General features: G+C 36.2%; 5 protein-coding genes. All 5 read left to right on the plus strand.

The genetic code is table 11. The features are described 5' to 3' along the window. The first annotated feature begins 247 nt into the window (after window positions 1-247). The 5 genes from AB1422_17320 to flhB all read left to right on the plus strand — a co-directional run bounded on the left by AB1422_17320 (window position 248) and on the right by flhB (window position 4,164). Window positions 248-442: a hypothetical protein gene (locus tag AB1422_17320; GenBank protein MEW6621064.1), complete on the plus strand. Its 195-nt coding sequence runs from the start codon at window positions 248-250 to the stop codon at window positions 440-442. Window positions 443-534: 92 nt separating this feature from the next. Beyond that, window positions 535-1,302 carry a flagellar type III secretion system pore protein FliP gene (gene fliP / locus AB1422_17325; GenBank protein ID MEW6621065.1) on the plus strand — a complete coding sequence of 256 codons (768 nt, stop codon included), beginning with the start codon at window positions 535-537 and terminating at the stop codon, window positions 1,300-1,302. Between the two features lie 15 nt (window positions 1,303-1,317). Continuing rightward, window positions 1,318-1,587: a flagellar biosynthesis protein FliQ gene (gene fliQ / locus AB1422_17330; protein MEW6621066.1), complete on the plus strand. Its 270-nt coding sequence runs from the start codon at window positions 1,318-1,320 to the stop codon at window positions 1,585-1,587. Between the two features lie 227 nt (window positions 1,588-1,814). After that, the gene (gene fliR / locus AB1422_17335; GenBank protein ID MEW6621067.1) at window positions 1,815-2,594 is read left to right on the plus strand and encodes a flagellar biosynthetic protein FliR; all 780 of its coding nucleotides are present in this window, start codon (window positions 1,815-1,817) and stop codon (window positions 2,592-2,594) included. Window positions 2,595-3,000: 406 nt separating this feature from the next. Beyond that, complete coding sequence (flhB, locus tag AB1422_17340; protein ID MEW6621068.1) at window positions 3,001-4,164, plus strand: flagellar biosynthesis protein FlhB; 1,164 nt, start codon at window positions 3,001-3,003, stop codon at window positions 4,162-4,164. Window positions 4,165-4,249 lie beyond the last annotated feature (85 nt).

Here is a 4,249-nt window from a genome sequence, read left to right on the forward strand (position 1 = left end):
CTCCGCTCTCCTGCAATCTCTAATCTCCCGTTTATAGTTTATCCTTGTTTACCTCATCTTGTTACCCAACTTGTGGGTAAGGATTAGACCCCCGCCAGCGGGGGACAACGGCCAATCAATCACTTGAGTAGCGACAGAGCACTAGCCCCTTCGTTCGATTTTGCAAAGATTTTTTTAGACAAGAAAAGATTTTTCTTGACAAAGTTATAATTTTATAGTATAATTTCCCATAAAGGAATTCAGGGATATGCGTAAAAAACCATTTGCAACAACATTAATCGAAGGACTAATTGAAAAGGTTACTAATTTTGCAAGAAAAACTGGTATTGATAAACGCGTAATTATCGGGGCATCATTACATCATTTTTTCTCACAATCTGCAGAAACACAAAGGGAAATAATAGAACAATATTTAGAGGCGGAGAATAATGAGAAAATATGATAGGTAATCAGGAATCGGTGAAGGTGTAACAAGCAATTGATGTTGTCTCTTCACCGATAACCGATAACCTAAAAAATGGGAGGGATAAAAAAATGAATAAAACCGGGAGGATATTGTCAGGGATATTTATAGTCTCAATAATTGGACTATGTGCGGACAATGTTTTTGCCCAAAATCTTCCTCTGCCTATTCCTAAAATAAATATAGGGATTGAAGAGGCAAGAAAACCCACAGATGTCGCTTTAGCCCTTCAGATACTCTTTCTTTTAACAATTTTAACCTTAGTGCCAAGTATCATAATGATGATGACCTCGTTTATTCGAGTAGTGATAGTCCTTTCTTTCGTCAAACAGGCTTTAGCCACACAACAGGCACCTCCACAACAAGTAATTACCGGATTAGCTCTATTTCTAACCTTTTTTATTATGGCACCGACATTGACTAAAGTAAATAATACTGCCCTTCAGCCATATTTATCCGGGAAAATGACCCCTACCCAGGCAATAGAAAAGGGCAGTATTCCCTTTCGTGAATTTATGTTTAAACAAACCCGTGACAGGGATATAGATTTATTTTTAGGAATGAGTAAATTACCAAGACCTAAAACGCAGAAAGATGTGCCAACCTATGTTTTGATACCAGCATTTATGACGAGTGAATTAACCTATGCCTTTCAAATGGGAATTGCCCTTTTTATCCCATTTTTAGTCATTGATATGATTGTTGCCAGTGTCTTAATGTCTATGGGAATGATTATGTTACCACCAGTGATGATTTCTCTGCCCTTTAAAATACTTTTATTTGTAATGGTCGATGGCTGGAATCTTTTGGTCAGGTCACTGGTATTAAGTTTTCATTAGAGTTGAGGTGAAATAATGAGCGAGGAAATGGTGATTAAATTAGTTCAAGAGGCGCTATTCTATATGTTATTAATTTCGGCGCCAATGTTAGGGGTAAGTCTAATTGTAGGATTAATCGTGAGCATATTCCAAACCGCCACCGCTATTCAGGAAATGACATTGACCTTTGTCCCAAAGATAATTGCTACACTTTTGACGATTTCTATCTTTGGATTGTGGATGTTAAAAACTTTAGTTGAATACACCACGCGATTAATAATGATGATTCCTGATTTGGTGGGATGAATAATGAACTGTTGATTTTATATTCAGCAACGGCATAATTTAAGATTTTTAATAGTCAGTCTATAGCCGAGAAAGGATTTTAATACTTGACAATTCACCATTCACCATTTATCAATTCAGCATACGGACGATAGGGAAAAAATTGTGAATTATGAATTATGAATGAATGCATAGTTAATAACATTATCCAGTATAAATCCATTACTCTAATACCTTGAAGGTAAAATATGGAATTATTTGTGACTGAGTTTCAAAAGTTTTTTTTAGTCTTAGCCCGAATTTCCGGGATATTTGTAATGGCACCTTTTTGGGGTAGTGTGAATATCCTGCCACGGATAAAAGCGGGCTTAGCCCTGTTTATCTCTTTGACTATGTTTGGAATAGTCAGAAACCATATTAACCTTGTCCCAAATGATTTATTGACATATAGTTTGTTGGTTTTCAGTGAAGTTGCCGTTGGTTTAATTATTGGGTTTATGGCGACATTGGTCATTTCTGCATTCCAAATATCCGGCGAGCTATATAGTGTGCCAATGGGATTTGGTATTGTCAATACGATTGACCCATTATCACAAATAGAACAACCTATTATCGGCCAGATTATAGGATTATTTGCACTATTGATTTTTTTATGCTTTGGTGGACACTTGATGATGCTCATTACCATTTGCAAAAGTTACGAGATAGTGCCCGTATTGAAATTAGATGATTGTAGTATGATTGTAAAAACGATTATCACCACCTTTGCCGGTATGTTTTTAACCGCAGTGAAGATTAGTATGCCGGTTATGGGGGTGGTATTTTTGGCTACTCTGGCAATGGGATTGTTGTCTAAAGCATCCCCAATGATGAATATTATGGTTTTAGGTTGGGCGGTTACCATTGTGGTAGGAATATTAAGTTTAATCTTTCTATTTCCGTTATTATCTACCGTCGCCGTTAATTTATTTGAGCAATTATTCGCGGATATTGATAACCTTTTAATAAATTTGGGGAAACGCTCATGAGCCTGCGGCTCACAAAGGGGGATGAAAATAATGGGTAACTATTCACCACGAAGGGTACGGAGAGCACGAAGTGAAATTTGATGAATTATCGAATAGAGTCATTGGATGCGCTATAGCGGTGCATCGAACTCTTGGGCCAGGTTTGCTTGACACCGTGAAGAGTGATAATTCACAATTCACAATTGACAATTCACCATTCACCATTATTAAGGAAATTTAGGGAAGAAATTGTGAATTGTGAATGGTGAATTGTGAATGGTGAATAGTTACAATAATGGAAGAACAACCCCCTACCCCCCTTTATTAAGGGGGAATATCTGTTCTACACCAGAGGATACGAGTCTGTGGATACTATACTAATTCACTAATCTCTAATTCAGTAATTCGCTATTTTCAGGGGAAAACAATGTTAAATAAACAAAAAAATAGGTTTTTTCTTATCAATTTGTTTTTCGAAGTTCAAGAAAAGGATTTTGACTTACAATTATTTGCCACGGCTGAAGATGAAGGCAGAACTGAAGAACCAACTCAGCGGAAAATCCAGCGTGCCCGACTTAGAGGACAGGTTGCCAAAAGTCGTGAACTCACTTCTGCAGGAATAGCCTTAGTTACCATCCTGGTTTTCCCGCTTATTGGTTATTTTATGTTTATTCAACTACTTAAATTTATGCATATGTCTTTTTCTCAACTCCATACAGCTCCAATTAGTTTTAGTAATTTTACACAATTACTTAATTTTAATATTACTACTTTTTTCAAAATAGCCATTCCGTTTCTGCTCCTCGCATTAGTTACTGGATTAGTTTTTGAAATAATGCAGGCTGGAGTCTATTTTTCACCCATAGCGTTAATGCCTGATTTTATAAGATTAAAACCAAATTTTAGCCGTGTCTTTAGCCGATTTATTCCATCTAAAATGGCATTAATCGAATATGGAAAAACATTCTTTAAATTAGCCGTAATTACTATATTTACATATCAAGTTATTAAAAACAGTTATAATGATATACTTTTATTACCAGAAGCAGATGTAGTCGAAGGATTCTTTTTGATTGCTAATTTAGCGTATAAAATTGTTCTCTGGGTAGCCATATTTTTATTACTGATGAGTTTATTCGATTATCTTCATCAGCGCCACGAATTCAGACAGAATTTAATGATGTCAAAACATGAATTAAGAGATGAATGGAAGCAATTAGAGGGTGACCCGTTAATGCGTGCCAGAGTTAGAGAAAGAATGAGACAAATGGCAACACGAAGAATGATGGCTGAAGTCCCCAAAGCAGATGTAATTATTACTAATCCTATCCATTTAGCCATTGCCATTAAATATGATTCTGCCTTTATGCGTGCACCAACGGTCGTGGCAAAAGGAAGAGATTTAATTGCTGAAAAAATTGTTGAAATAGCACGAGGTTATGAAGTCGCTATTGTTGAAAATAAACCTTTAGCCGAAACATTATTTGAAACAGTAGAAATCGGGACAGAAGTGCCGTTAGAACTTTATCGTGCCGTCGCAGAAATATTAGCCTATGTCTATCAATTAAGGCAGAAAAAACGCGCCGCTTAAGTCGGGTAATTGGAGGACAGTATGGAGTCTGTCAACAATAGTTATTTACAATACTGTAAACAATATCTATGGTAAATATCTAATA

It is taken from the genome of bacterium (assembly GCA_040757115.1).
Classification (GTDB): Bacteria; UBA9089; CG2-30-40-21; order CG2-30-40-21; family SBAY01; genus JBFLXS01.